This is a genomic window from Serratia sp. CY38905 (genome assembly GCF_052168875.1).
GTDB classification, from domain to species: Bacteria; Pseudomonadota; Gammaproteobacteria; order Enterobacterales; family Enterobacteriaceae; genus Serratia; species Serratia sarumanii.
In genome coordinates, this window is the sequence record NZ_JBJNLV010000004.1 from 157,617 (window position 1) to 182,260 (window position 24,644).

The 24,644-nt window shown below is 61.1% G+C and carries 21 protein-coding genes; 8 read left to right on the forward strand and 13 right to left on the reverse strand.

What is annotated here, in order from left to right:
- Positions 1–156: 156 nt before the first annotated feature.
- Positions 157–978, reverse strand: coding sequence for a co-chaperone DjlA (djlA, locus tag ACJ8MK_RS12050; protein WP_033637079.1), 822 nt, complete (start codon positions 976–978; stop codon positions 157–159).
- A 227-nt stretch (positions 979–1,205) separates the two neighbouring features.
- Between djlA and lptD the strand changes: the two genes are divergently transcribed.
- The 6 genes from lptD to apaH all read left to right on the forward strand — a co-directional run bounded on the left by lptD (position 1,206) and on the right by apaH (position 7,961).
- Positions 1,206–3,560 carry an LPS assembly protein LptD gene (gene lptD / locus ACJ8MK_RS12055; protein ID WP_442517766.1) on the forward strand — a complete coding sequence of 785 codons (2,355 nt, stop codon included), beginning with the start codon at positions 1,206–1,208 and terminating at the stop codon, positions 3,558–3,560.
- Positions 3,561–3,625: 65 nt separating this feature from the next.
- On the forward strand, positions 3,626–4,927 hold the full coding sequence (gene surA, locus ACJ8MK_RS12060; RefSeq protein ID WP_033637077.1) for a peptidylprolyl isomerase SurA: 1,302 nt from the start codon (positions 3,626–3,628) through the stop codon (positions 4,925–4,927).
- Entirely contained in the window at positions 4,914–5,906 is a 993-nt protein-coding gene (gene pdxA, locus ACJ8MK_RS12065) for a 4-hydroxythreonine-4-phosphate dehydrogenase PdxA (protein WP_033649277.1), read from the forward strand. The genes surA and pdxA overlap by 14 nt, the downstream gene beginning before the upstream one ends.
- Positions 5,899–6,717 (forward strand): 16S rRNA (adenine(1518)-N(6)/adenine(1519)-N(6))-dimethyltransferase RsmA, encoded by an 819-nt coding sequence (gene rsmA / locus ACJ8MK_RS12070; RefSeq protein WP_033637076.1) that lies wholly within the window; start codon positions 5,899–5,901, stop codon positions 6,715–6,717. Before pdxA ends, rsmA begins: the two co-directional genes overlap by 8 nt.
- A gap of 12 nt (positions 6,718–6,729) precedes the next feature.
- A complete protein-coding gene (apaG, locus tag ACJ8MK_RS12075; RefSeq protein WP_016929119.1) occupies positions 6,730–7,107 on the forward strand; it encodes a Co2+/Mg2+ efflux protein ApaG in 378 nt (125 codons plus the stop codon).
- A 2-nt stretch (positions 7,108–7,109) separates the two neighbouring features.
- Positions 7,110–7,961 carry a bis(5'-nucleosyl)-tetraphosphatase (symmetrical) ApaH gene (apaH, locus tag ACJ8MK_RS12080; protein WP_021505355.1) on the forward strand — a complete coding sequence of 284 codons (852 nt, stop codon included), beginning with the start codon at positions 7,110–7,112 and terminating at the stop codon, positions 7,959–7,961.
- Between the two features lie 48 nt (positions 7,962–8,009).
- Here apaH and ACJ8MK_RS12085 read toward each other — a convergent pair whose 3' ends face one another.
- From ACJ8MK_RS12085 to ACJ8MK_RS12100, 4 genes are all read right to left on the reverse strand, one after another.
- Positions 8,010–9,899 carry a PhoX family protein gene (locus tag ACJ8MK_RS12085; protein ID WP_342176431.1) on the reverse strand — a complete coding sequence of 630 codons (1,890 nt, stop codon included), beginning with the start codon at positions 9,897–9,899 and terminating at the stop codon, positions 8,010–8,012.
- Between the two features lie 180 nt (positions 9,900–10,079).
- Positions 10,080–10,562 carry a type 3 dihydrofolate reductase gene (folA, locus tag ACJ8MK_RS12090; protein ID WP_033637073.1) on the reverse strand — a complete coding sequence of 161 codons (483 nt, stop codon included), beginning with the start codon at positions 10,560–10,562 and terminating at the stop codon, positions 10,080–10,082.
- A gap of 143 nt (positions 10,563–10,705) precedes the next feature.
- The gene (locus ACJ8MK_RS12095) at positions 10,706–11,170 is read right to left on the reverse strand and encodes a threonine/serine exporter (RefSeq protein WP_033637072.1); all 465 of its coding nucleotides are present in this window, start codon (positions 11,168–11,170) and stop codon (positions 10,706–10,708) included.
- On the reverse strand, positions 11,167–11,967 hold the full coding sequence (locus tag ACJ8MK_RS12100) for a threonine/serine ThrE exporter family protein (RefSeq protein WP_041033215.1): 801 nt from the start codon (positions 11,965–11,967) through the stop codon (positions 11,167–11,169). Before ACJ8MK_RS12100 ends, ACJ8MK_RS12095 begins: the two co-directional genes overlap by 4 nt.
- A 127-nt stretch (positions 11,968–12,094) precedes the next feature.
- Between ACJ8MK_RS12100 and ACJ8MK_RS12105 the strand changes: the two genes are divergently transcribed.
- Complete coding sequence (locus ACJ8MK_RS12105; protein ID WP_015376619.1) at positions 12,095–12,709, forward strand: LysE family translocator; 615 nt, start codon at positions 12,095–12,097, stop codon at positions 12,707–12,709.
- Between the two features lie 35 nt (positions 12,710–12,744).
- Here the strand turns inward: ACJ8MK_RS12105 and kefC are convergent, their stop codons facing one another.
- The 4 genes from kefC to carA all read right to left on the reverse strand — a co-directional run bounded on the left by kefC (position 12,745) and on the right by carA (position 19,716).
- Positions 12,745–14,598 carry a glutathione-regulated potassium-efflux system protein KefC gene (gene kefC, locus ACJ8MK_RS12110; RefSeq protein ID WP_033637070.1) on the reverse strand — a complete coding sequence of 618 codons (1,854 nt, stop codon included), beginning with the start codon at positions 14,596–14,598 and terminating at the stop codon, positions 12,745–12,747.
- Positions 14,591–15,148 carry a glutathione-regulated potassium-efflux system oxidoreductase KefF gene (gene kefF / locus ACJ8MK_RS12115; protein ID WP_342134364.1) on the reverse strand — a complete coding sequence of 186 codons (558 nt, stop codon included), beginning with the start codon at positions 15,146–15,148 and terminating at the stop codon, positions 14,591–14,593. Before kefF ends, kefC begins: the two co-directional genes overlap by 8 nt.
- 176 nt (positions 15,149–15,324) lie before the next feature.
- Positions 15,325–18,549 carry a carbamoyl-phosphate synthase large subunit gene (carB, locus tag ACJ8MK_RS12120; protein ID WP_038873387.1) on the reverse strand — a complete coding sequence of 1,075 codons (3,225 nt, stop codon included), beginning with the start codon at positions 18,547–18,549 and terminating at the stop codon, positions 15,325–15,327.
- Between the two features lie 18 nt (positions 18,550–18,567).
- Complete coding sequence (gene carA, locus ACJ8MK_RS12125; protein WP_048232622.1) at positions 18,568–19,716, reverse strand: glutamine-hydrolyzing carbamoyl-phosphate synthase small subunit; 1,149 nt, start codon at positions 19,714–19,716, stop codon at positions 18,568–18,570.
- A 116-nt stretch (positions 19,717–19,832) separates the two neighbouring features.
- On the opposite strand from carA, the gene ACJ8MK_RS12130 reads away from it, so the two are divergent.
- Entirely contained in the window at positions 19,833–20,060 is a 228-nt protein-coding gene (locus tag ACJ8MK_RS12130; RefSeq protein ID WP_342176428.1) for a hypothetical protein, read from the forward strand.
- A 126-nt stretch (positions 20,061–20,186) separates the two neighbouring features.
- Here ACJ8MK_RS12130 and dapB read toward each other — a convergent pair whose 3' ends face one another.
- The 4 genes from dapB to pvcA all read right to left on the reverse strand — a co-directional run bounded on the left by dapB (position 20,187) and on the right by pvcA (position 24,481).
- Positions 20,187–21,008: a 4-hydroxy-tetrahydrodipicolinate reductase gene (dapB, locus tag ACJ8MK_RS12135; protein WP_033649157.1), complete on the reverse strand. Its 822-nt coding sequence runs from the start codon at positions 21,006–21,008 to the stop codon at positions 20,187–20,189.
- Positions 21,009–21,271: 263 nt separating this feature from the next.
- Positions 21,272–22,531: a glycosyltransferase gene (locus tag ACJ8MK_RS12140; RefSeq protein WP_060419492.1), complete on the reverse strand. Its 1,260-nt coding sequence runs from the start codon at positions 22,529–22,531 to the stop codon at positions 21,272–21,274.
- Positions 22,532–22,555: 24 nt separating this feature from the next.
- Positions 22,556–23,419, reverse strand: a complete 864-nt coding sequence (locus ACJ8MK_RS12145) for a TauD/TfdA dioxygenase family protein (RefSeq protein WP_442517767.1) — start codon at positions 23,417–23,419, stop codon at positions 22,556–22,558.
- A 96-nt stretch (positions 23,420–23,515) separates the two neighbouring features.
- Positions 23,516–24,481 (reverse strand): L-tyrosine isonitrile synthase, encoded by a 966-nt coding sequence (pvcA, locus tag ACJ8MK_RS12150; protein WP_033637062.1) that lies wholly within the window; start codon positions 24,479–24,481, stop codon positions 23,516–23,518.
- Between the last annotated feature and the right edge of the window lie 163 nt (positions 24,482–24,644).

A 24,644-nucleotide genomic window follows, 5' to 3' on the forward strand; every position in this document is an offset into this window, starting at 1 on the left:
GGGGACTCCCCCCGAAATACTTACGCTCTTTCCCCTAAATAATTGGGGTTGCATCGCGGCGGCAAGCCTGCAAATCCCCGGGAGCATAGGCAACTATGTGACCGGGGTGAGCAGGTACAGCCAACAAAGAGGCAGCGCCAAGTATGACGGGGAAGGTTATTTGAAGCCTTTCTCGCGTTTGATCAGGTCGTACGCCGCCTGAATTTCCTGCGCTTTCTGCTTGGCCATTTCCATCATCTGCGGCGGCAAGCCCTTCGCCACCAGCTTATCCGGATGGTGTTCGCTCATCAATTTGCGGTAGGCGCGTTTGATGGTGGCGGCATCGTCGCTGCTGCGCACGCCGAGCACCTTGCACGCATCGTCGAGCGTCGGGCCGCGCTGAGCCTGCTGATAGCCGCCCTGCGAATACCCGCCCTGCTGACCGCCGCCGAACTGACGCCCGCCCTCCATCATGCTGAGAAACTGATCGAACTGCGCATGCGAAATGCCCAGCTCTTCGGCGATGACATACAGCACCTGGCGTTCATTCGGGTGCAGCGAGCCGTCGGCGAACGCCGCCTGAATCTGAATTTCCAGAAACATCCGAATCAAATCGAAGCGGCCAAAACAAATGCTGCGGAACTGCTGCAGCGTCTCACGCAGCGGGAACTGGCTCTGTTTCCCCTCGCGGAACGCCTGCTGCGCCGCGGTGCGCGCTTCGCCGTGCAGCTGCAGGCGATCCATGAACAGGCTGGCGATCTGGATATCTGCCTCGGTAACGCGTCCTTTGGATTTGGTCAGGTGGCCCATCACCTGAAAAGTGGTGCGGAAAAACAGCGTTTGCCGCGTTTGCTGGTCGGTGAAGAAACCCCGGCTGCGCTTATTGCTGCGCGCCGTATCGATCATATGACCGATAATCAGCCCCAGAACTACACCCCAGAATCCCGCGCCAGACCAAATGGCGACGATGACGCCGAGCAGTTTTCCCCAATACTGCATATACTCCTCAATTATCATGCCGAAAGCCGCCCGCCCCCTTCGCTTCAGGAAAGGGCGCAGGCGATTTTTCCCAGAATTTGGATTATCATACCTGTCATTTATCTTTGCGCCTAACGACGACGCAAGTAAACGGCTGGATTTAGCACTAGCGCAACGCAGATGAGTAATATAGTCTCTGACCGTTTGCCGGACATGACGCCTCTGATGACGGAACACCAAAACCGCGTATGAAAAAAAGTTTCCCAACACTGCTGGCCACGATGATTTGGACGGCACTCTACAGTCAGCACGCGCTGGCTGATCTGGCCGAGCAATGCATGCTTGGCGTTCCCGTTTACGACAAACCTTTGGTCAGCGGCGATCCAAACAGCCTGCCGGTCACCATCAATGCCGATGACTCGCGCGCCGACTATCCGAAAAGCGCCCTGTTCAGCGGCAACGTGCATATCGAGCAGGGCAACAGCACCCTGACCGCCAAAGAAGTCGAGCTGAACCAGACGCAAGACCCTGGCCAGGCGGAGCCGGTGCGCACCGTCACCGCCACCGGCGACGTGCACTACAGCGACAATCAGATCAAACTGAAAGGCCCGAAGGCCTGGTCGAACCTGAACACCAAAGATACCGACGTCTATGAAGGCGACTACCAAATGGTAGGCCGTCAGGGGCGTGGCGACGCCGACAAGATGAAAATGCGCGGCGCCAACCGTTACACCATTCTGGAAAACGGCACCTTTACCTCCTGTCTGCCGGGCGACGACAGCTGGAGCGTGGTCGGCTCCGAAGTGATCCACGATCGCGAAGAGCAGGTGGCGGAAGTGTGGAACGCCCGCTTCCGCATCGGCGGCGTGCCGGTGTTCTACAGCCCGTACCTGCAATTGCCGGTCGGCGACAAGCGCCGTTCCGGCTTCCTGATCCCGAACGCCAAGTACGGCAGCAACAACGGCTTCGAGTTCATGTTGCCGTACTACTGGAACATCGCGCCGAACTACGACGCCACCATCACGCCGCACTATATGTCCAAGCGCGGCCTGCAGTGGCAGACCGAGTTCCGCTATCTGGTGCAGCCGGGCCTCGGCCTGATGGAGTTCGACTGGTTGCCGGACGACAAGGAATACGGCAAAGATCATGACGACAGCAAGCGCTGGCTGTTCTACTGGAACCACAACGGCGTCATGGATCAGGTGTGGCGCTTCAACGTCGACTACACCAAGGTCAGCGATTCCAAATACTTCACCGATCTGGACTCCAAGTACGGTTCCACCACCGACGGCTACGCCACGCAGAAATTCAGCCTCGGCTACGCCAACGAGAACTGGAACGCCACGCTGAGTTCCAAGCAGTTCCAGATTTACGACGATACCGATCGCTCGCAGTCGGAATCGTATAAAGTTCAGCCGCAGCTGGATCTGAACTACTACAAAAACGACCTCGGCCCGTTCGATTTCCATATTTACGGCCAAGCGGCCAAGTTCACCAGCGTCAACCCATACAGCCCGGACGCCACCCGTCTGCATATGGAGCCGACGCTCAACCTGCCGCTGACCAACGGCTGGGCCAGCCTGAACACCGAAGCCAAGGTGATGGCGACCCACTACCAGCAGGATATTCCTGACGGTTTCGCCGCCAACTACCAGAGCCGCAAAGGCACCGCTGCACCGGATCTTGATGATTCGGTCAACCGCGTATTGCCGCAGTTCAAGGTCGACGGCAAGCTGGTGTTCGAACGCCCGATGATCTGGGCCGAAGGCGCCACCCAGACGCTGGAGCCGCGCGTACAGTACCTGTACGTGCCCTACCGCGACCAGAGCAACATCTACACCTACGACACCACGCTGCTGCAGACCGACTACTCCGGCCTGTTCCGCGACCGCACCTACAGCGGCCTGGATCGCATCGCTTCGCAGAACCGCGTCTCCACCGGTTTGACCACCCGCATTTATGATGACGCGCTGGTTGAACGTTTTAACGCTTCCGTGGGTCAAATCTACTACTTCAGCCGTTCGCGCACCGGCGATCAGGTAACCGGGTACGACAACAACGACGATACCGGCAGCGTGGCCTGGGCCGGCGATACCTATTGGAAAATCGACGATCGTTGGGGCCTGCGCGGCGGCCTGCAGTACGACACCCGCCTGAACAGCGTCTCGCTGGGCAACGGCGTGGTGGAATACCGCCAGGATGCCGAGCGCGTGGTGCAGTTGAACTACCGTTACGCCACGCCGGAATACATCCAGACGGCGTTGAACACCAAAACGGTTCCGGCCTTCCAGGACGGCATATCGCAGGTGGGCATCACCGGCAGCTGGCCGATCGCCGATCGTTGGGCGGTGGTCGGGGCGTATTACTACGACACCCGCGCCAAACAATCCGCCGATCAGCTGGTGGGGCTGAAGTACAACACCTGCTGCTGGGCAGTGACCCTGGGCTATGAGCGCAAGATCACCGACTGGAACAACAGCAACAGCGTTTACGACAACAGAGTTTCGTTCAACGTCGAACTGCGCGGCCTGAGCAGCGATCATAGTCTCGGCTCCGCAGAAATGCTGCGCTCCGGCATTCTGCCGTATCAGCGCGCATTCTGACGCTTTGCAACACTTTGAAAACGAGAACTTTCACCCGCATTTGCGGATTACATAATGGGAAATGTATGAAGAACTGGAGAACGCTTATTCTCGGATTGGTGGTTTGCGCCAATGCCGCGTTCGCAGCACCCCAAGAAGTGGATAAAGTCGCCGCCGTCGTGGATAACGGCGTGGTACTCGAAAGCGACGTCAACGGTCTGTTGCAGTCAGTGAAGCTCAACGCCCAGCAGGCCGGCCAGCAATTGCCGGACGACAAGACGCTGCGCCATCAGATCATCGAACGCCTGATCATGGATAACATCCAGCTGCAGATGGCCAAGAAAATGGGCATCACCGTGTCCGACGCCGATCTGGACAAGGCGATCGCCAACATCGCCGCGCAAAACAAGATGAGCGTCGATCAGCTGCGCAGCCGCCTGTCGTACGAAGGGTTGAACTACAACACCTACCGTTCGCAGATCCGCAAAGAGATGCTGATCTCCGAAGTGCGTAACAACGAAGTGCGCCGTCGCGTCACCATCCTGCCGCAGGAAGTGGATGCGCTGGCGAAACAGGTGGGCGCGCAGAACGGCAGCGACACCGAAATGAACATCAGCCACATCCTGATCCCGCTGCCGGAGAATCCGTCGCAGCAGCAGGTCGACAAAGCCGAAGAGCTGGCCAAACGCCTGGTGGGTGAGATCAACAGCGGCGCCGACTTCGGCAAGCTGGCGATCACCTACTCCGCCGATTCTCAGGCGCTGAAAGGCGGCAACATGGGCTGGGGCAAGCTGCAAGAGATCCCGACCCTGTTCGCGGAACGTCTGGTGAGCGCCAAGAAAGGCGACGTCGTCGGCCCAATCCGTTCCGGCGTCGGCTTCCACATCCTGAAAGTGAACGACATCCGCGGCGCCAGCCAGTCGGTGTCGGTTACCGAAGTGCACGCCCGTCACATCCTGCTGAAACCTTCGGTGGTGCTGACCGACGATCAGGCGCGCGCCAAGCTGCAATCCGTGGCGGAAGCGATCAAGAGCGGCCGCGCCAAGTTTGCCGACGAAGCCAAACAGCTGTCGCAGGATCCGGGTTCTGCCATGCAGGGCGGCGATCTGGGCTGGGCTTCCCCGGACATCTACGATCCGGCCTTCCGCGATGCGTTGCTGAAGCTGAGCAAGGGTGAAATCAGCGCGCCGGTCCACTCTTCCTTCGGCTGGCACCTGATTCAGCTGCTGGATACCCGCCAGGTGGATAAGACCGACGCCGCGCAGAAAGATCGCGCTTACCGCATGCTGTTCAACCGTAAATTCGCCGAAGAAGCGCAGACCTGGATGCAGGAACAGCGCGCCCAGGCTTACGTGAAGATCCTCGATGGCAGCGATGCACAGCAATAAACGCGTCGTCATTACCCCCGGTGAACCCGCCGGGGTAGGGCCGGATTTGGTAGCAGCGCTGGCGCAACAGGATTGGCCTGTTGAGCTGGTGGTGTGCGCCGATCCGGCTCTGCTGCTTGAACGCGCCAAGCGTTTGGGCCTGCCGCTGACGCTGCGCGACTACCAGCCGCAGCAACCGGCCGAAGCGCAACGCGCCGGCACGCTGACCGTGCTGCCGGTCCCGCTCGCTCACCCGGTCACCGCCGGGGAGCTGAACGTCGGCAACAGTGCCTACGTGGTGGAAACCCTGGCGCGCGCCTGCGACGGCTGCCTGAACGGCGAATTCGCTGCGCTGATCACCGGCCCGGTGAACAAGGGCGTGATCAACGACGCCGGCGTGCCGTTTATCGGCCATACCGAATTCTTTGCCGATCGCAGCCGCTGCGATCGCGTGGTGATGATGCTCGCGACCGAAGAGCTGCGCGTGGCGCTGGCGACCACCCACCTGCCGCTGCTGGCGGTGCCGGGCGCCATCACGCAACAGAGCCTGTTCGAAGTCATCCGCATCCTCGACCACGATCTGAAAACCAAATTTGGCATCGCCCGGCCGCACATTTACGTCTGCGGCCTGAACCCCCACGCCGGGGAAGGCGGCCATATGGGGCACGAAGAGATAGACACCATCATCCCTGCGCTCGACGCGCTGCGCGCTGAGGGCATCCATCTTGTCGGCCCGCTGCCGGCGGACACCCTGTTCCAGCCCAAATATCTGCAAGATGCCGATGCGGTGCTGGCGATGTATCACGATCAGGGGCTGCCGGTGCTAAAATACCAAGGGTTCGGCCGCGCGGTGAATATCACCCTCGGTTTGCCTTTCATACGCACCTCGGTCGACCACGGTACCGCTCTGGAGCTGGCCGGCACCGGCACCGCCGATGTCGGCAGTTTCCAAACGGCCCTGAATCTCGCCATTAAAATGATAATTAATTGTAATGAATAACAGAGTCCACCAAGGGCACTTTGCCCGCAAACGCTTTGGACAAAACTTTTTAACCGATCAGTTTGTCATCGATAGCATTGTCTCCGCCATTCACCCGCAGCCGGGCGAAGCGGTGGTCGAGATCGGCCCCGGCCTCGGCGCCTTGACCGAGCCGGTCGGTGCGCGCATGGACCGCATGACGGTGATCGAACTGGACCGCGATCTGGCCACCCGGCTTGAGAACCACCCGCGGCTGAAAGACAAGCTGACCATCCACCAGCAGGACGCCATGACGGTGAATTTCGCCGAACTGGCGGAGGAAGCTGGCCAACCGCTGCGCGTATTTGGTAACCTGCCGTACAATATTTCGACGCCGCTGATGTTCCACCTTTTCAGCTATACTCAGGCAATCCGCGACATGCACTTTATGTTGCAAAAAGAGGTGGTCAACCGTCTGGTGGCCGGCCCGAACAGCAAGGCCTACGGGCGTTTGACCGTGATGGCGCAGTACTACTGCAACGTCATTCCGGTGCTGGAAGTGCCGCCGACCGCGTTCGCGCCGCCGCCGAAGGTCGATTCCGCCGTGGTGCGTCTGGTGCCGCACAGCGTGCTGCCGAATCCGGTGGGCGACGTGCGCATGCTGAGCCGCATCACCACGCAGGCGTTCAACCAGCGGCGGAAAACCATCCGCAACAGCCTGGGCGACCTGTTCACGCCGGAGCAGCTGACGGAGCTGGGCGTCGATCCTTCGCTCAGAGCAGAAAATATTTCTGTGGCGCAGTACTGCAAGCTGGCGAACTGGCTGTCAGCCAATCCGGCGCCGCAGCAATAAGGAGTTGTTGTCATGATTGATTCGCCCCGCGTGTGTATTCAGGTTCAGAGCATCTATGTGGAATCACAGTCGATCCCTGAAGAAGAGCGTTACGTCTTCGCCTATACCATCACCATCCGCAATCTGGGGCGGACCGACGTGCAACTGCTGGGCCGTTACTGGCTGATCACCAACAGCAACGGCCGCCAAACCGAAGTTCAGGGCGAAGGCGTGATCGGCGAACAGCCCGTCATTCCGCCCGGCGGAGAGTTTCAGTACACCAGCGGCGCCATTCTGGAAACGCCGCTGGGCACCATGGAAGGCCATTACGAAATGGTTGACCACCAGGGTCAGCCGTTCCGCACCGCTATTCCCGTGTTTCGCTTAGCCATTCCAACGCTGATCCATTAATTATGTCGACATACCTTATCGGCGACGTTCACGGCTGTTTCGATGAACTGAAGTCGCTGCTGGCTCAGGTTGCGTTCGATCCCGAGCGCGATCAACTGTGGCTGACCGGTGATCTGGTGGCGCGCGGCCCCGCCTCGCTGGACGTGCTGCGCTACGTGCGTTCGCTCGGTCCGGCGGTGCGCATGGTGCTGGGCAACCACGATCTGCACCTGCTGGCGGTTTACGCCGGCATTAGCCGCAACAAACCCAAAGATCGCATCACCCCGCTGCTGGAGGCGCCTGACGCCGACGAGTTGATCAACTGGCTGCGCCGCCAACCGGTGCTGCAGGTGGATGATGAGCAAAAGCTGGTGATGGCGCACGCCGGCATCACCCCGCAGTGGGATATCGACACCGCGAAAATGTGCGCGCGCGAAGTGGAAGCGGTATTGAGCAGCGACAGCTATCCGCTATTCCTCGACGCCATGTACGGTGACATGCCGAACAACTGGGCGCCGGAGCTGAGCGGCCTGGCGCGCCTGCGTTTCAGCACCAATGCGTTCACGCGCATGCGCTACTGCTTCCCCAACGGCCAGCTCGACATGATCTGCAAAGATGCGCCGGGCAGCGCGCCGGCGCCGCTGAAACCGTGGTTCGAGCTGCCGCGCCTGGTGGACCCGGAATACACCATCATCTTCGGCCACTGGGCCTCGCTGGAAGGCAAGGGCACGCCGGAGGGCGTGATCGGGCTGGATACCGGCTGCTGCTGGGGCGGCGATCTGACGATGCTGCGCTGGGAAGACCGCCGTTACTTCACGCAACCCGCCAATCGCGGCGAAGCGCCTGACCACGCCGGCAGATTAGCCGCATCCTGAAAATACAAAGGCGGCCCCGTGGCCGCCTTTGTTTTCTATATTATCGCCTTACGCCCCAATCACCCCGCCATCTTCACGCGTGATCATCAACACCGATGAACGCGGGCGCGGGCTGTTGTTTGGGAAGTGCGAATCGCCCTCTTCTCCCGGATGCTGCACGTTGACGAACATCGTCTTGTAGTCCGGGGTGAAGGTGATGCCGGTCAGTTCGCAGGACTTCGGCCCCACCATGAAACGGCGAATTTCGCCGCTGATCGGATCGCCCACCAGCATCTGGTTGTTGCCCTGCCCGGCGTAATCGCCCTTGTTGCTGTACTTGCCGTCGGTGAGGATCCACAGACGGCCGGCGCGATCGAAGCCCAGCCCATCCGGGCTGTTGAAGGTATTTTCCGCCGTGATGTTCGGCGTGCCGCGGTTGACGCCTTCCGGATGGGCGATCGGATTGCCGCACAGCGCATAGATGTCCCAGGCGAAGGTGCCGGCGGTGGCGTCGCCGCCCTCGTCCCAGCGAATGATCTGGCCATAGATATTGTTCGGCCGCGGGTTGGCGGCGTTCAGCGGCATCCCTTCCTCGCCGCGCTTGCTGTTGTTGGTCAACGTGCAGTACGCGCGGCCGTCATGCGGGTTCACCGCGATCCACTCCGGGCGATCCATTTTGGTGGCGCCGACCTGCTGCGCCGCCTTGCGGGCGAAGATCAGCACTTCGGCCTCGTCGCGGAAACCGTTCTCCGGCGTCAGGCCGTTCTTGCCGAACTCGAGCGCAATCCAGCGCCCTTTGCCCTTCAGCGGCGTGCCGGCCTCATCGCCGTCGAACTGCGCCACGTACAGCGTCCCTTCGTCCAGCAGCGTGCGATTGTTGGCCGGATTGGCGGCGTCGACCACGCCTTTGGAAACGTACTTATAGATATGTTCGCCGCGCTCGTCGTCACCCATGTACACCACCAAACGGCCATCTTTGGCCACGATCACCGCCGCATTTTCATGCTTGAAGCGGCCCAGCGCGGTGTGCTTGATGGGCGTCGAGGTCGGATTCAGCGGATCGATCTCGACGATCCAGCCGTGGCGGTTGAATTCGTTGGGGTTCTTCGCCACGTCGAAGCGCTCGTCATAGTCCGGCCAGTTGCGCTCCGGTTCGCTGACCTTCAGCGTGTAGCGCTTCTGTTCCGGCGTGGTTTTGTAATCAGCCTGATGAGTGCCAAAGTAGGTATCGAAGTTTTCTTCGCAGGTCAGGTAGGTGCCCCACGGCGTCTTGCCGTTGGCGCAGTTGCCGAAAGTGCCCAGCACCTTGCGCCCGCTCGGATCGGCGGCGGTCTGCAGCAGCGGGTGCCCGGCGGCCGGGCCGCTGAACTGCATTTCGGTATTGGCGGTGATGCGGCGGTTATAGCGCGACGGGCGCTCCACCTCCCAGCGCTGGCCGTCGCCGACGCGCTTTACCGCCACGATGGAGACGCCGTGCGCCGCCTGCGATTTACGCACCTCTTCCAGGCTGGTGGCCTTGGCGCCGCCGTGAGCGAACAGGTACTGCTCGTTAACGTATTCGTTATTGATGGCCATCACGCCGTGATTGTCATCGATCGGGAAGAAGCTCATGCCGTCGTTATTGTCGCCGAACTGTTTTTCCTGATCGGCGGCGCTGTTGTTGCCCTGCGGATCGAAGGCCGGCGCGCCGTCCACCAGCGGCTCGCCCCAGGAGATCAGCACCTCGGCGCGGTAGCCCGGCGCGATGGTCACCTCATCGGCGGTAGACGCGGCAATACCCTGAAAGCCCAACAGCTTGTTCGGCGGCAGATCCTCGGCCAACGCCTCACTGGAGACCGACCAGATGCCGCCGCCGAGAAAACCGGCCAGGCCGACGGCGCCGGCGCTGCCGAGCAGCAGTTTGCGGCGAATGGGATCGATCAGGCGGTCGGCGTCTAATTGCTCAATTTGCTTGGTCATAGCGTGGTTACCTTTTTAGTTATGGCGCCGCGGTCAAGATTCACCAGAGTTGCCGTGGCGCTCGGAGTTGGGCTTCATACTAATCAGGTAATGTGACGGAAAGGTTACAAACGACGGGCGCAAAAAGGCCGGGGGCGCAATTGCTTGCGCCCCCGGGGAGAGTTGGCTAACACGCTTAAATCAGCGGCGCTGCAGGATTTCGAAGCAGTAGCTGTGCGAGTTCAGATCGTCGGCGTCGTGGAATTCGCTGAACGTGGTTTCCCACTCGTCCGGCTCGTAATCCGGGAAGTGGGTATCGCCGCCGACTTCGGCGTCGATGTGCGTCAGGTACAGGCGATCGGCGCGCGGCAGCAGCTGGGTATAGATGCGCCCACCGCCGATCACCATCACTTCTTCCACCTCGCCCGCGGCGGCCAGCGCTTCATCCAGCGAGGTCACCCAGGTCACCCCGGCGGCATTGCCCGGGCGGCTGCTCAAAACGATATTGTGGCGGCCCGGCAGCGGGCGGCCGATGGACTCGAAGGTCTTGCGGCCCATAATAACCGGCTTATTCAACGTGTTGCGTTTAAACCACGCAAGGTCCGCCGGCAGGTGCCACGGCATGGCGTTTTCCATGCCAATAACGCGATCCGCCGCCAAGGCAGCGATCAGGCTGATAATCATTGTTTAACCCTGTGTAGGCAGCAAAATTGGTGACACTATACGTAAAGGCCTGAGTGCCGTCGATAGGCTAATCAAGCAAGATGAATATATAAGATAGCTCTTATCAGTATATCTAATAACCAACGATCTCCCGCCAGGTCATTTCACACGCCGGGGCGTTTGCGGTACAGCCACAGGCCCGGCAACGACAGGCCGATCGACAATGCGCCAACGATAAAACTGGCCTTGAGGAAGTTGGTGATCATGGTCTCCATCAGGGCTTCGCTGTAGCCCAGATGCGAGATCTCCACCACCGTTATCATCGCGGTATAGGCGGAAATGCCGGGGAACATCGGGATCACCGCCGCCACGGTGAACACCTTCGGATGCGCCAGCAGCCAGCGCGACCAGTAGATGCCGATGATACCGATCAGGATCGCCGCCAGCAGCGAGGCCCACTCGATGTTCATGCCGCCGTGCATCATCAGCATGCGCGAGCCGCGCCCGATAGCCCCGAGCAACGCGCAATAGCGCAGCGCGCGCAGCGGCACGTTGAACACCATGGCGAAGCCCAGCGCCGGCACCGCCGCCAACAGCATCTCCTGCAACAAGGCCCACAGCAGACTCATGACCACCCCCGCAGATCCCACAGCGACATCGCCATCACTACCCCGATGCAGGTCGCCAGCGTCAGCAGGCTGGCCATCGCCCAACGCGCCAACCCGGTATTGACGTGCCCCTTGAACATGTCTGCCACCGCGTTGATCAGCGGGAAGCCCGGCACCAGCAACAGCACGCTGGCGGCCATCGCCACGCTCGAGGTGTCTTTAAACGCCGGCAGGCGCAGCAGCAGTCCGGAGATCGACGTAGCGACAAACGCCGTCAGGCAAAAATTGATCAGCGGATTCATATGGCGGGCGGTGAGGATTTGACGCACCAGCATCGCCGCGCCGCTGGCGATAAAGGTCACCAGGAAAGCATCGCCGCCGCCGCCGTTGAGCATGCTGAAACACCCGCAGGACAACCCCACCATCAGCACCACCAGCCAGCGCGGGTAGCGTAACGGTCGGATCCTGTCAAAGCGGCGCGCCACGTCGTGCGCATCCGCCAGGTGGTGCTCGGCGAGGATCACGATATGCTGCACTTCGGTCACCACCTGCATATTGATGCCGCGATCGACGTTCTTGCGGGTGGTGGTCAGGCAGGCGCCGTGGCTGAGGGTGGTCAACACCACCGCATTGGCGGAGATCGAGCTTTCCACGCTGTCCATCCCCAGCGCCAGCCCCAGGCGGGTCGACAGCTGTTCCACCACCGTGCTCTCGGCGCCGTGCTGCAACAGCAGCAGCGCGCATTGAATGCACAGGCGGGTGATTTCACGCTGTTGCCGGTGCGGCTCCGGCCGGTCTGTGGCGTTAGTCTGCTGCATGGTGCTCCGTTGCTGGCGGTAGATGAATTATTATCATAGAGCCTAACAATACCTCATTGGGTTGATGCGCATCAGAGGAAGCGGCGTTATTATCGCCAGAACTCTGTCTTTTGCGCGAGACGCTCCCATGCTTGAAACTTCGCTGTTCGTCGCCGGCATTGCCGCCCTCGGCATGCTCTCCCCCGGCCCGGATTTTTTCCTGGTGATCAAAAACGCCGCCCGCTATCCGCGGCTGGCAGCCATGATGACCGCCTTCGGCGTGATCTGCGGCGTCGCCACCCACATGTCCTACTGCGTCGCCGGGCTGGCGGTGGTGATCACCACCACGCCGTGGCTGTTTAACCTGCTGAAATACGCCGGGGCGGTCTATCTGGTGTGGATCGGCATCCAGGCGCTGCTTTCGCGCGGCGGCGGCAAGATGAACGTCAGCAATCTGCCGCAGCAGCAGGTCAGCCTGAAGAGCGCCTTTGCGCAAGGCTACCTGTGCAACCTGCTGAACCCGAAGGCCACCCTGTTCTTCCTGGCGGTGTTCACCCAGGTGCTGCAGATCGATTCCGGTCTGGGCGACAAGCTGTGGTACGCGGGGATTATTCTCGGCCTGTCGGTTATCTGGTGGCCGCTGCTGGTGTTCCTGATCCAGAGCGGGCCGGTACGCCGCGGGTTGGAAAAGACCCAGAAGATCGTCGACAAGCTGCTGGGCGGCATGCTGATCGCCTTGGGCATCAAGGTCGCGCTGAGCTAAGCAAAAGAAGGGGCGCCAATCTGGCGCCCCTACTCTTATCCTTTGGCTTCCACCACCTCGTCCTCCGGCGCCTTGCCATCGATACTGCCGCGCCAGCCGGTCTGCTGCACCCGCGCCAGCCGATTCTGATCCTGCTCGATGGCCGCGCTGAGCATCTCCTTGGCCCGCTGCAGGCTGGCGATGCGGAACTCGGTGTCCTGATAATTCTCCAGCGTGTCTTCCAGCATCTTCAGGTTATAGCGGCGGAACGTGTCCGCCTTCTCGCGCGCCTCATAGGCGTCCAGCCCCAGCAGCTCCAGCGTTTCACGGCCGACGCGCAGCGAGCTTTCGAAGGTTTCGCGCTCCGGTTTTTCCACCCCCAGCTGCCGCAGCTGATACCAGTGATCGACGTCGCGCGCCCGTGCCACCACCTTCAGATGCGGGAAGTGCTGCCTGGCCAGCTCGGTTAGCGCCAGGCTGTCTTCCACGTCATCGATGGCGTTGATCAGCACCTTGGCGTGGGCGGCGCCAGCGGCCTCCAGCAGATCGGCGCGCGTGGCGTCGCCGTAGAACACCTTGGTGTCGAATTTGCGCAGCGTTTCGATATGGTCCGGATCGTGATCCAGCACCACGGTGTGTACGCCATTGGCCAGCAGCAAGCGGCCGGCGATCTGGCCGAAACGGCCGAAGCCGGCGATGATCACGCTGGCATTTTCGTCGTCGATGACGTCCGCCGGGCGCTCCTCTTTCGGCGCATTTTTCTCCAGCTGCGCGGCGATCACCAACAGCAGCGGCGTGGCCGCCATCGACAGCGCCACCGCCAGCGTCAGCGACTTGGCCCATTCGACCGGCAGTACGCCGGCCAGCTGCGCGGCGCTGAAGATCACGAAGGCGAATTCACTGCCCTGCCCCAGCAGAATGGCAAACAGGCCGCGCTGGCGCTTCGGCACGCCGAGCAGCGGCCCAATCAGCCACAGCAGCGCCGCCTTGATCAGCATAAAGCCCAGCAACAGAGAGGCGATCAGCAGCGGGTGATGGAACAGCGTGCCGAAGTCGATCGACATGCCGACGCCGATAAAGAACAGCCCCAGCAGCAGCCCTTTGAACGGCTGAATATCGCTCTCCAGCGCGTGGCGGTATTCCGAGCTCGCCAGCAGCACCCCGGCGAGGAACGCCCCCATCGCCATCGACAGCCCGGCCATCTCCAGCAGGATGCCGAAGCCGAACACCAGGAACAGCGCCACGGCGCTGAACACCTCGCGCATGCCCGAACGGGCGACGAAGTGCAGCAGCGGGCGGGTGACGTAGCGGCCGAGCAGCACCACCATCGTCAACGCGCCCACCACCTTGGCCGCCGACAGCACGAAAGCGCCCAGCGTGGTGGTGGCGCCGCTGCTGGCCAGCAGCGGGATCATCGCCACCAGCGGGATCGCCGCGATATCCTGGAACAGCAGCACCGCAAACGCGCTGCGGCCGATCGGCGACGGCGTCAAATTACGTTCACTCATCGCCTGCATGGCGATGGCGGTGGATGAGAGGGCCAGCGTCAAACCTATCAGCAGCGCCACCTTCCAGTTGAGGCCGAGGAAGTAACAGAAGGCGCTCAGCGCCAGGCCGCAGCCCACCATCTGAATGCTGCCGCCGCCGAATACCGAGGCGCGCAGCGTCCACAGCCGCTTGGGATCCAGCTCCAGGCCGATGATAAACAGCATCAGCACCACGCCGATCTCGGCGAAGGTCAGGATCGATTCGGCGTCCGACACCAGCTTCAGCCCCCAGGGGCCAATGATGCAGCCGGCGATCAGGTAGCCGAGCACCGAGCCCAGCCCCAGACGCACCGCGATCGGCACGAACAGCGCGGCGGAGCCGAGGTAGATCAGCCCCTCGATCATCATGTGGTGATTATCCATGGCTGGCCTCCCGAGTTTCCGCTTCGGCATGTTCCATCAGATAGTCGACCAACCGCTGCCGGTAGGCTTCGCCGGCGGCGAGCAGCGCCGGTTCGTTGCAGGTAAAAGTATTATGTACGGCAAAATAGGGTTGCCAGTTCATGCCGCAGTAGATCGCCGTGGCCTGCAGCGGCTGCGCCAGCGCAGCGAAGTTGGGAAAGTCGCCCAGCTCGAAGTGGTGCTCGTCGCCGCCGCTGGTCACCGCCCACAGGCAGTCTTTACCCACCAGCTCGTTGCCGTCGTGGCCGTAGGCCCAGCCGTGCTCCAGCACTTTGTCGATCCACAGCTTCAACAGCGGCGGGAAGCTGTACCACTGCATCGGATGCTGCAGCACCACCAGGTCGGCGCGCTCCAGCGCCCGCTGCTCGGCGTTGATATCGATATTGAAATCGGGGTACAGCTCATACAGCGAGCGCACCTCTACCTCGGGGAGATCCCTCACCGCCTGCAGCAGGCGCTGATTGGCATGCGAATGCCGGGGATACGGGTGAGCGTAAATTATCAGAATCATTGTTATCGTCGTTCCTTCGTTCCTTGCCAATACACCAAGCATATACCAATCACACAGGGTGACAGTTTGGCCACTGATTGATAGCGGAAATTTTTAACGCCTGCCGACAAATTCGCTGAATAAAAAAAGGGCGCTGCATTGAACTGCAGCGCCCCTGGCGTAGCGTTATCGCGCGGTTACTTGCCGATGCGCGCGTGCATTTCCTGCACCGACGTCACCTGCTCGGTCGGATCCGCTTTCAGCGCCATCGCGGTGGCGAAGCCGCCGTTCAACGTGGTGTCGTAGTGCACCTTGTACTGCAGGGCGCTGCGGCGAATCAGCTTGGAGTCCTCAATCGCCTGACGGCCGGCCGTGGTGTTGACGATGTAGGTGTACTCACCGTTCTTGATACGATCCTGAATGTGTGGACGCCCTTCGTGCACCTTGTTGACCAGGCGCGGGTTGATGCCCGCTTCGCCCAGCACCACCGCGGTGCCGTGGGTGGCGTCCAGCTCAAAGCCTTGCTTCAGCAGGCTGGCGGCCAAATCGACCACGCGAGCCTTGTCGCCTTCACGCACCGACAGCAGCGCGCGGCCCTGTTTCTTCATGCCCGAGTTGCTGCCCAGCATCGCTTTGGAGAAGGCTTCCGCAAAGGTGCGGCCCACGCCCATCACTTCCCCGGTAGAGCGCATTTCCGGCCCCAGAATCGGGTCGACGCCCGGGAATTTGTTGAACGGCAGCACCACTTCTTTCACCGAGTAGTACGGCGGGATAATTTCTTCGGTCACGCCCTGCTCGACCAGCGTTTTGCCCGCCATCACGCGCGCGGCCACCTTGGCCAACGGCACGCCGGTCGCTTTGGAGACGAACGGCACGGTGCGCGCGGCGCGCGGGTTGACTTCAATCAGGTAGACTTCGTTGTCTTTCACCGCGAACTGCACGTTCATCAGGCCGCGTACCTGCAGCTCGAACGCCAGTTTTTCCACCTGGCGACGCATCACGTCCTGAATTTCCTGGCTCAGAGTGTACGCCGGCAGCGAACATGCGGAGTCGCCGGAGTGCACGCCCGCCTGCTCGATGTGCTCCATGATGCCGCCAATCAGCACGCGCTCGCCGTCGCAGATGGCGTCGACGTCCACTTCCACCGCGTCGTCCAGGAAGCGGTCCAGCAGCACCGGCGCATCGTTGGACACGCTGACCGCAGTCTGGAAGTAACGGCGCAGGTCGGTTTCGTCATAGACGATTTCCATCGCCCGGCCGCCCAGCACGTAGGAAGGGCGCACCACCAGCGGATAGCCGATGCCCGCCGCCTTCTCCACCGCCTGCTCGATGGCGGTGACGGTGGCGTTGGCCGGCTGCTTCAGGCCCAGACGGTTAACCGCCTGCTGGAAGCGCTCGCGGTCTTCGGCGCGGTCGATGGCGTCCGGGCTGGTGCCGATGATCGGCACGCCCGCGGCTTCCAGCTCACGCGCCAGCTTCAGCGGGGTCTGGCCGCCGTACTGCACGATCACGCCCTTCGGCTTCTCAATGCGCACGATTTCCAGCACGTCTTCCAGCGTTACCGGCTCGAAGTACAGACGGTCGGAGGTGTCGTAGTCGGTGGAGACGGTTTCCGGGTTGCAGTTGACCATAATGGTCTCGTAGCCGTCTTCGCGCAGCGCCAGCGAGGCGTGCACGCAGCAGTAGTCGAACTCGATGCCCTGGCCGATACGGTTCGGCCCGCCGCCCAGCACCATCACTTTCGGCCGGTCGTTGGTCGGGTTGGACTCGCACTCTTCTTCATAGGTGGAGTACATGTAGGCGGTGTCGGTGGCGAATTCCGCCGCGCAGGTATCCACGCGCTTGTACACCGGATGCAGGCCGTGGCTGTGGCGCAGCTTGCGAATTTCGCTCTCGGCGACGCCGGCCAGCTTGGCCAGACGCGCATCGGCGAAGCCCTTGCGCTTCAGGGTGCGCAGGAACGCTTTGTTCAGGCCGTTGATGCCCGCTTCGGCCACCTGCTCTTCCAGGCGCACCAGCTCTTCAATCTGCACCAGGAACCAGCGGTCGACGTTGGTCAGGTTGAAGACGCCGTCAACCGACAGCCCGGCGCGGAAGGCGTCGGCGATGTACCAGATGCGGTCGGAACCGGCGTCTTTCAGCTCGCGGCGGATTTTAGTCAGCGCTTCCGGATCGTCCAGGCTCACTTTCGGGTCGAAGCCGGTGGCGCCCACTTCCAGGCCGCGCAGCGCTTTTTGCAGCGACTCCTGCTGGGTGCGGCCGATGGCCATCACTTCGCCGACCGATTTCATCTGGGTGGTCAGGCGGTCGTTGGCGCCGGCAAACTTCTCGAAGTTGAAGCGCGGGATCTTGGTCACGACGTAGTCGATGGACGGTTCGAACGATGCCGGGGTGCGGCCGCCGGTGATGTCGTTCATCAGCTCATCGAGGGTGTAGCCCACCGCCAGCTTGGCGGCGATCTTGGCGATGGGGAAGCCGGTGGCTTTCGACGCCAGCGCCGAAGAGCGCGACACGCGCGGGTTCATTTCGATAACGATCAGGCGGCCGGTTTTCGGGTTGACCGAGAACTGCACGTTGGAGCCGCCGGTTTCCACGCCGATCTCACGCAGCACCGCCATCGAGGCGTTGCGCATGATTTGGTATTCCTTGTCGGTCAGGGTCTGGGCCGGCGCGACGGTGATCGAGTCGCCGGTGTGGATGCCCATGGCGTCGAAGTTTTCGATGGAACAGACGATGATGCAGTTGTCGTTCTTATCGCGCACCACCTCCATCTCGTACTCTTTCCAACCGATCAGCGATTCATCGATCAGCAGCTCGTTGGTCGGCGACAGATCCAGACCGCGTTCGCAGATCTCTTCGAACTCTTCGCGGTTGTAGGCGATGCCGCCGCCGGTGCCGCCCATGGTAAAGGAAGGGCGGATGATGCACGGGAAGCCGACGTCAGCGGCGACCGCCAGCGCTTCTTCCATGGTGTGCGCAATGCCGGAACGCGCGGTGTCCAGACCGATTTTCTTCATCGCCACGTCGAAACGGCGACGGTCTTCGGCCTTGTCGATCGCATCGGCGGTGGCGCCGATCATGGTCACGCCGAACTCGGCCAGCACGCCCTGACGCTCCAGCTCCAGCGCGCAGTTCAGCGCCGTCTGGCCGCCCATGGTCGGCAGCACCGCATCCGGGCGCTCTTTTTCGATGATCTTGCGCACCACTTCCCAGTGGATCGGCTCGATGTAGGTCGCGTCGGCCATTTCCGGGTCGGTCATGATGGTCGCCGGGTTGGAGTTGACCAGAATGACGCGGTAACCCTCTTCGCGCAGCGCTTTACACGCCTGGGCACCCGAGTAGTCGAACTCACACGCCTGGCCGATAACGATCGGGCCAGCGCCGAGGATCAGGATGCTTTTTATGTCTGTACGTTTTGGCATTTTTTTTACTGCTCCTGATTATTTGGCGTTAGAACGGTAAGTCTCAATCAGTTCGATAAAGTGATCGAACAGCGGCGCGGCATCGTGCGGGCCTGGGCTGGCTTCCGGGTGACCCTGGAAGCTGAACGCCGCCTTGTCGGTGCGGTGAATGCCCTGCACCGTGTGGTCGAACAGCGATTTGTGCGTGACGCGCAGGTTCGCCGGCAGGTTGTTTTCATCGACGGCGAAGCCGTGGTTCTGCGCGGTGATCATCACGGTGTTGTTGTCCAGATCCTTCACCGGGTGGTTGCCGCCGTGGTGGCCGAGCTTCATCTTCATGGTTTTCGCCCCGCTGGCCAGCGCCAGCAGCTGGTGGCCCAGGCAGATGCCGAACACCGGAATGTCGGTTTCCAGGAACTGTTTGATGGCGGCGATGGCGTAGTCGCACGGCTCCGGGTCGCCCGGGCCGTTGGACAGGAAGATGCCGTCCGGATTCATTTTCAGCACCTCGTCGGCCGGGGTCTGCGCCGGCACCACGGTCAGGCGGCAGCCGCGATCCACCAGCATGCGCAGGATGTTGCGCTTAGCGCCGTAGTCGTAAGCCACCACGTGGAACGGCAGCTCCGCGGCGGTTTTGGCTTCGGGCAGGTCGCCTTCAAGCGTCCAGCTGCCTTGCTGCCAGCTGTAAGCCTCTTGGGTGGTGACCTCTTTCGCCAGATCCATGCCCTTCAACCCCGGGAAACCTTGCGCCTTGGCCAGGGCCAGCGCGGCGTCCGGCGAGTCGGCGGCGATGATGCAGCCGTTCTGGGCGCCCTTCTCGCGCAGCAGGCGGGTTAATTTACGGGTATCGATATCGGCGATCGCCACGATGTTGTGACGCTTGAGGTAGTCGGACAGGCTTTCTTCGTTGCGGTAGTTGCTGGCGATCAGCGGGAGGTCACGAATGACGAGGCCTTGGGCGTGTACTGCGGAGGATTCTTCGTCGGAAGCATTGGTGCCGACATTGCCGATATGAGGATAAGTAAGAGTAACGATCTGGCGGGAATAGGAAGGATCAGTGAGGATTTCTTGATAACCGGTCATCGACGTATTGAAGACCACTTCCCCCACTGCCGTTCCCTCTGCCCCGATGGCCCGACCGTGGAATTGGGTTCCGTCTTCCAGAACCAATAGCGCTGACTTTATCAAAACATCCTCCGAGGAATAATCAATCACAATATTTGCATATTAATTCAGATATCGCGATCTAAATCAATGCAAAAACCGTCCGCGAGGCCAATTTTTGGCAAATTGGGCGCATTTTAATGATGAGTGCCCGGCTTGTCTACCCAAACTGCCGTTTTTTGTTTTATTTTTGCAGTTCTCGGCGCTCATGCGGCTTGAGCGCCGATAAAAACACAGAAAACCGAGGCTGGAAAACGGTTGCGAAGCTGAATGACGGAAAATGGCGCCAGAATGGGCTTAAAAAGACGCTGAAATGGGATCTGGTGGATGAAAACGGGGTGATTAGCGAGATAATCATCGATAAATAACAATCACGACAACAAAAACACACCAACATTTCATTTTTCATGTTAAAAAAAAGGACAATAAATTTATTGTCCGATTATCATAGCATTATGATCAATACAACCACATCACGATGGTATGCAAATCAATTATAATTGGTCCAAATTCAACACGTCGCGCATATCAAACAGACCTTTATCACGGTTATGTAACCAGGAAGCCGCGCGCACCGCGCCGCTGGCAAAAGTCATACGGCTAGAGGCTTTATGGGTGATTTCCACCCGTTCACCGATGTCGGCGAACATCGCGGTGTGCTCGCCGACGATGTCGCCGGCGCGAATGGTGGCAAAGCCGATGCTTTTCGGATCGCGCTCGCCGGTATGGCCTTCGCGCGCATAGACCGCGCAGCTTTTCAGATCGCGCCCCAGCGCGCCGGCGATCGCTTCGCCCATGGCCAACGCAGTGCCCGACGGCGCGTCCACTTTGTGGCGGTGGTGCGCCTCAACGATTTCGATATCGGTATAGTCGCCCATCACCTGCGCGGCCTTCTCCAGCAGTTTCAGCACCAGGTTGACGCCGACGCTGAAGTTGGCGGCGAACACGATGCCGATATGCTGCGCCGCATCGCGGATCGCCTGCTTGCCGGCGTCATCGAAGCCGGTAGTGCCAATCACCATCGCCTTGTGGTGCGCCACGCAAAAATCCAGGTAGCCCCGGGTGCTTTCCGGGCGGGTGAAGTCGATCAAAATATCGAACTCGTTCGCCACCTTCTCCAGACTGTCGCTCACCTTGACACCCAGCGCGCCAATGCCCGCCAGCTCACCGGCGTCGACGCCGATCAGGCTTGAACCCGGGCGCGACAGCGCCGCCCCCAATACCACGCCTTCCGCCTGCTGCACCGCCTGGATCAACTGACGGCCCATCCGGCCGCCGGCGCCCGCAATCGCAATGCGGATTTGTGTATCACTCATGCTTGCTCTCTTCTTGATTTGACGCCTATCCCATTAGGCTATCGATTCAGGGTAACCGCCCCGCTTCAGCGTCGCCAGAGGATTCATTTCATAATTAGAAAATTATGATATTCCCCCGCTTTCATCAGCGGCGCTGTCGTGAGATTAACATTCAACCGATTTGGCGGCCTGCGACGATTGTACATAATCATGCAGTTTCCATGGCAAAAAAATGCGGGATAAAGGCGCCGAAAACGGCGCCTGGGGAAGGGAGAACGGCGAGGTCAGGCGGTGATAGCGGCCACTTCGTTGGCGATCGCCGTCAGCGCGTCGTGGCGGGCATAGTCCTCACGCACCAGCGCCGCACGTTGCCGATAGATCGGCTGCTGTAGAATGCGCGTCGCCGCCGCCAGGATCTGTTCGGCGCTCGGCGTGCTGGTGTGCAGGCTGATGCCGCAGCCGGCGGCCACCACGCGCGCGGCCGCCTCCAGCTTGTCCTCGCCGGTGCCGGCGACGATCAGCGGCACGCCGCTGTCCAGCGCATAGTTGATCGAGCCGTAACCGCCGTTGGTGATCAGCAGCGCCGTCTCCGGCAGCCAGCGTTCGAAGGAGATAAACTCCCGCACTCTGGCATTGCCCGGCAGCGCGTCCATCAGCCCTTCCGTCGCCCGTCCGCCGGTGGTGGCCAGCACTCGCACCGGCAAATGCGCCAGCGCTTGCAGCGTCGGCACGATCAGCTGATGCAGATCGACATTGGCCAGCGTGCCCTGAGACACGATCACCAGCGGCCGGCGATCGTCCGCCTCCCACAGCGTCTCTTCCGCCGCCGGCTGGCCGCCGCTGCGCAGCGGGCCGACGAATCGCACGCCGCTCGGCAGATCGTCACGCTCATATTCCAGCGCCGTGGTAGCCAGCTGCAGGAAACGCTCGCAGCCGCCGATCAGCGCGTCGGTGAACGGGCGATCCAGCGCCCGCCCGCCCGCCTGCAGCAGCGCCGCATCGAAGCTCTGCTGCACGTCATCGATCAGCACGCGCGTTTCCTCATCCACCAACTGCTCACGGGTCAACGCCTGCGGCAGCAGCGCCGGCGGGATACGCGGGCCATAAAAAATAGCATCGCGCGAAGAATACGACAGCGGCGTAACGCCGATACCGAAGACCGGCGGCCGCTCGGCGGACTGCAGCAGCGGCAGCACGCCGTAGAAGCAGTTCTCCACCATCAGCAGATCGGTCTTTTCGGCGGCGATGGCCGCACGCAGCTGCCGATCCAGCAACGGGATCGGTGCGGCGAAGAAATCCTTCAGCGCCAGCGCCATCTGCGCATTGCCCGGCGGCAGCGCGGCGCGCTCGGGGAAGTGCTCTTCCAGGTGGCGGTAATCGAAATCCACCTGCGCGTCGAACGGCACGAAGCTCGCGCCCGCCGCCTCGGCGCGTTCGCGAAACAGCGCGCCGGTCATCACCCGCACCTGATGCCCTTGGGCAATCAGGTGGCGAGCGATGGCTAACATCGGGTAGACGTGCCCCGGAGTGGCGACCGCCGCCATCAGTATCCTTGCCATAATGCTCCTTTACGCTTCTGCGTTGGCCGGCTTCAGCGCCAGATTGGTGCACACCGGGTTGCTCTGAATATGCACGCGCTGCAAATGACGCGCGGAACGGGCGGTAAAGCCCTCACGGCCGTGCAGCAGCGAGAAGTTGTCCGCCACCACCACGTCGCCCTGTTGCCATTGGTGGGCATAATAGTGACGCGGATCGTACAGATGCTGCTGCAGAGTGTGGTGGAACTGTTCCTGCTGCTGTTCCGGCACGCCGTGGTATTCCAGCGCATGTTGATTGAGGAATTTTTTTCCTTCCGTCGGCGGTTCATTGTAGCGCATGATTAAGCCCCTGCCGTTCGGGTGCTGCACCACCAGCGGCGAACAGACTTCGCCGCCGTAATGCACCACCTGCTTGATGCGGTAGGTGATCGAGACCGACAGCCACTGATCCAGCAGCGCTTCGTCCGCATTGGCCAACAGCCGCGTAGTGTCGACGAAGGTGGTGCATCCGCCTTCGTCCGGCGACGGCGCCGCCACGCAGTGGAACAGCTGGAACTCGGGGATGGTCGGCTTATACATGCCATCCCAGTGCAGCGGGACGTAGCTGCTGTCGAAGATATGATCCTTGGCGTCCGGATGCTCCTTCACGTCCAGCACCGCGCCGAACGGCCACATCATGATCTCGCCCCACTGCTCAGCGTAGCGAGTCAGAACTTCCGCCTCGCTGAAACCCGAGTCGAATCCGCGCAGCACCAGCAAGTGGTGTTCCTGCGCCAGCGCCCGCAGCGCCGCCACCGGCAGCTCGCCGATCTTTTGCCCCGGATGCTGCGGCGTCAGGATCGCGCCAAACGGGGTATTCGGTTGAATATGGCAATTAAGCGGTTGGTTGTTCATCGGTGATTCTCCTTGCATCGAATGTGCTGCTCACACGGCAACGTGCCGTCAAAAACGCGCCCGCCAGGATTTCGGGCGCAAAAGCCCGCCACGGCCTCAGGCCATCTGCGGTTGTTCGATCAGGTAATGGCTCGGCGTGCCGCGGATCTCCACCAGTTCGCCGTCCAGGCTCTGCGCGTCTTTACGCTTCATCAGCACGAACTGGCCGTTCACGTTGGCCGCCACGCCGTGCCACGGCGTCAGCCAGTCGTCTTTGGTCGGCATCATGTGGATGCCCATTTTCAGGCTGTCGGCCGGCTGCGGGTGAATCGACAGGCGGATCGCCGCCGGGAAATGCTGCGCCAGCAGGTTGCCCCAGGCCCAGCTGCGCTGGATCACGCCGCAGGCGCGTTGTTTGGCGTCTTTCTGCAGCGCGGCGTTGGAACCGCTGTAGCCCGGCAGCTGGCTGTCTTCATACAGGAAGCGCGTGATGGCGCGGTACAGCAAGAGGCCCTGTTCGTCCTGCATCAGCTGTTGCTTGATCGCCTCTTCCGATTCGGCATAGCCCTCCACCAACAACCGGCGCAGCAGATCGTAATCATCGGTATGTTCCGCCAGGCCTTTGACGTCGCCGAGGTTGAACACGCTCAGGTGCGTCGCGCCCACTTCATGCAGCAGGCTTTCAATCTCACGCTGATAGTGGTTGATCGCTTCATCGCTGACGCGGATCAGATCGCCGAACACGTGGCCGTCGGAGCAGATAACGATATGCGCCCCCGGCGGGTAATAGAGTTGAATGCGCTGGCACAGCGAGTTGAGGAAGATCAGCGACAGCCGCTCCGCCATGTCCGGCACCGCGCCGATCACCTTGTTGGTGTTGGGCGACTTGGTGGGAAAGGCCGGCAGCACGAATTCGATACGTTGCTCGTTTTCAATGAATGCCCGAATGCGCGGCAATTGCACCTGAGTGACCCGCCGTTCTTCTTCGGCAATCGAGGTATCGTCACCGGGGAAGCGGCGGCGGTATTGCAATAATTCACGTAGAATTTTTAACGATATTTCTTCTTTCTGAGCGCTGTCCACAATGAGCTCCTGTTGCGATGTGGCGCGGGTGAATTATTGATAAGCGCAATAAGATTTATCAAAAAGAGAAAAAACCCTGCGAAATAATAATCAGCCCGGCGTTTATATGCTTCAGGCAATATAGAAGAGATAGTGCTATATTATTAGCCCGTATAATTCACAA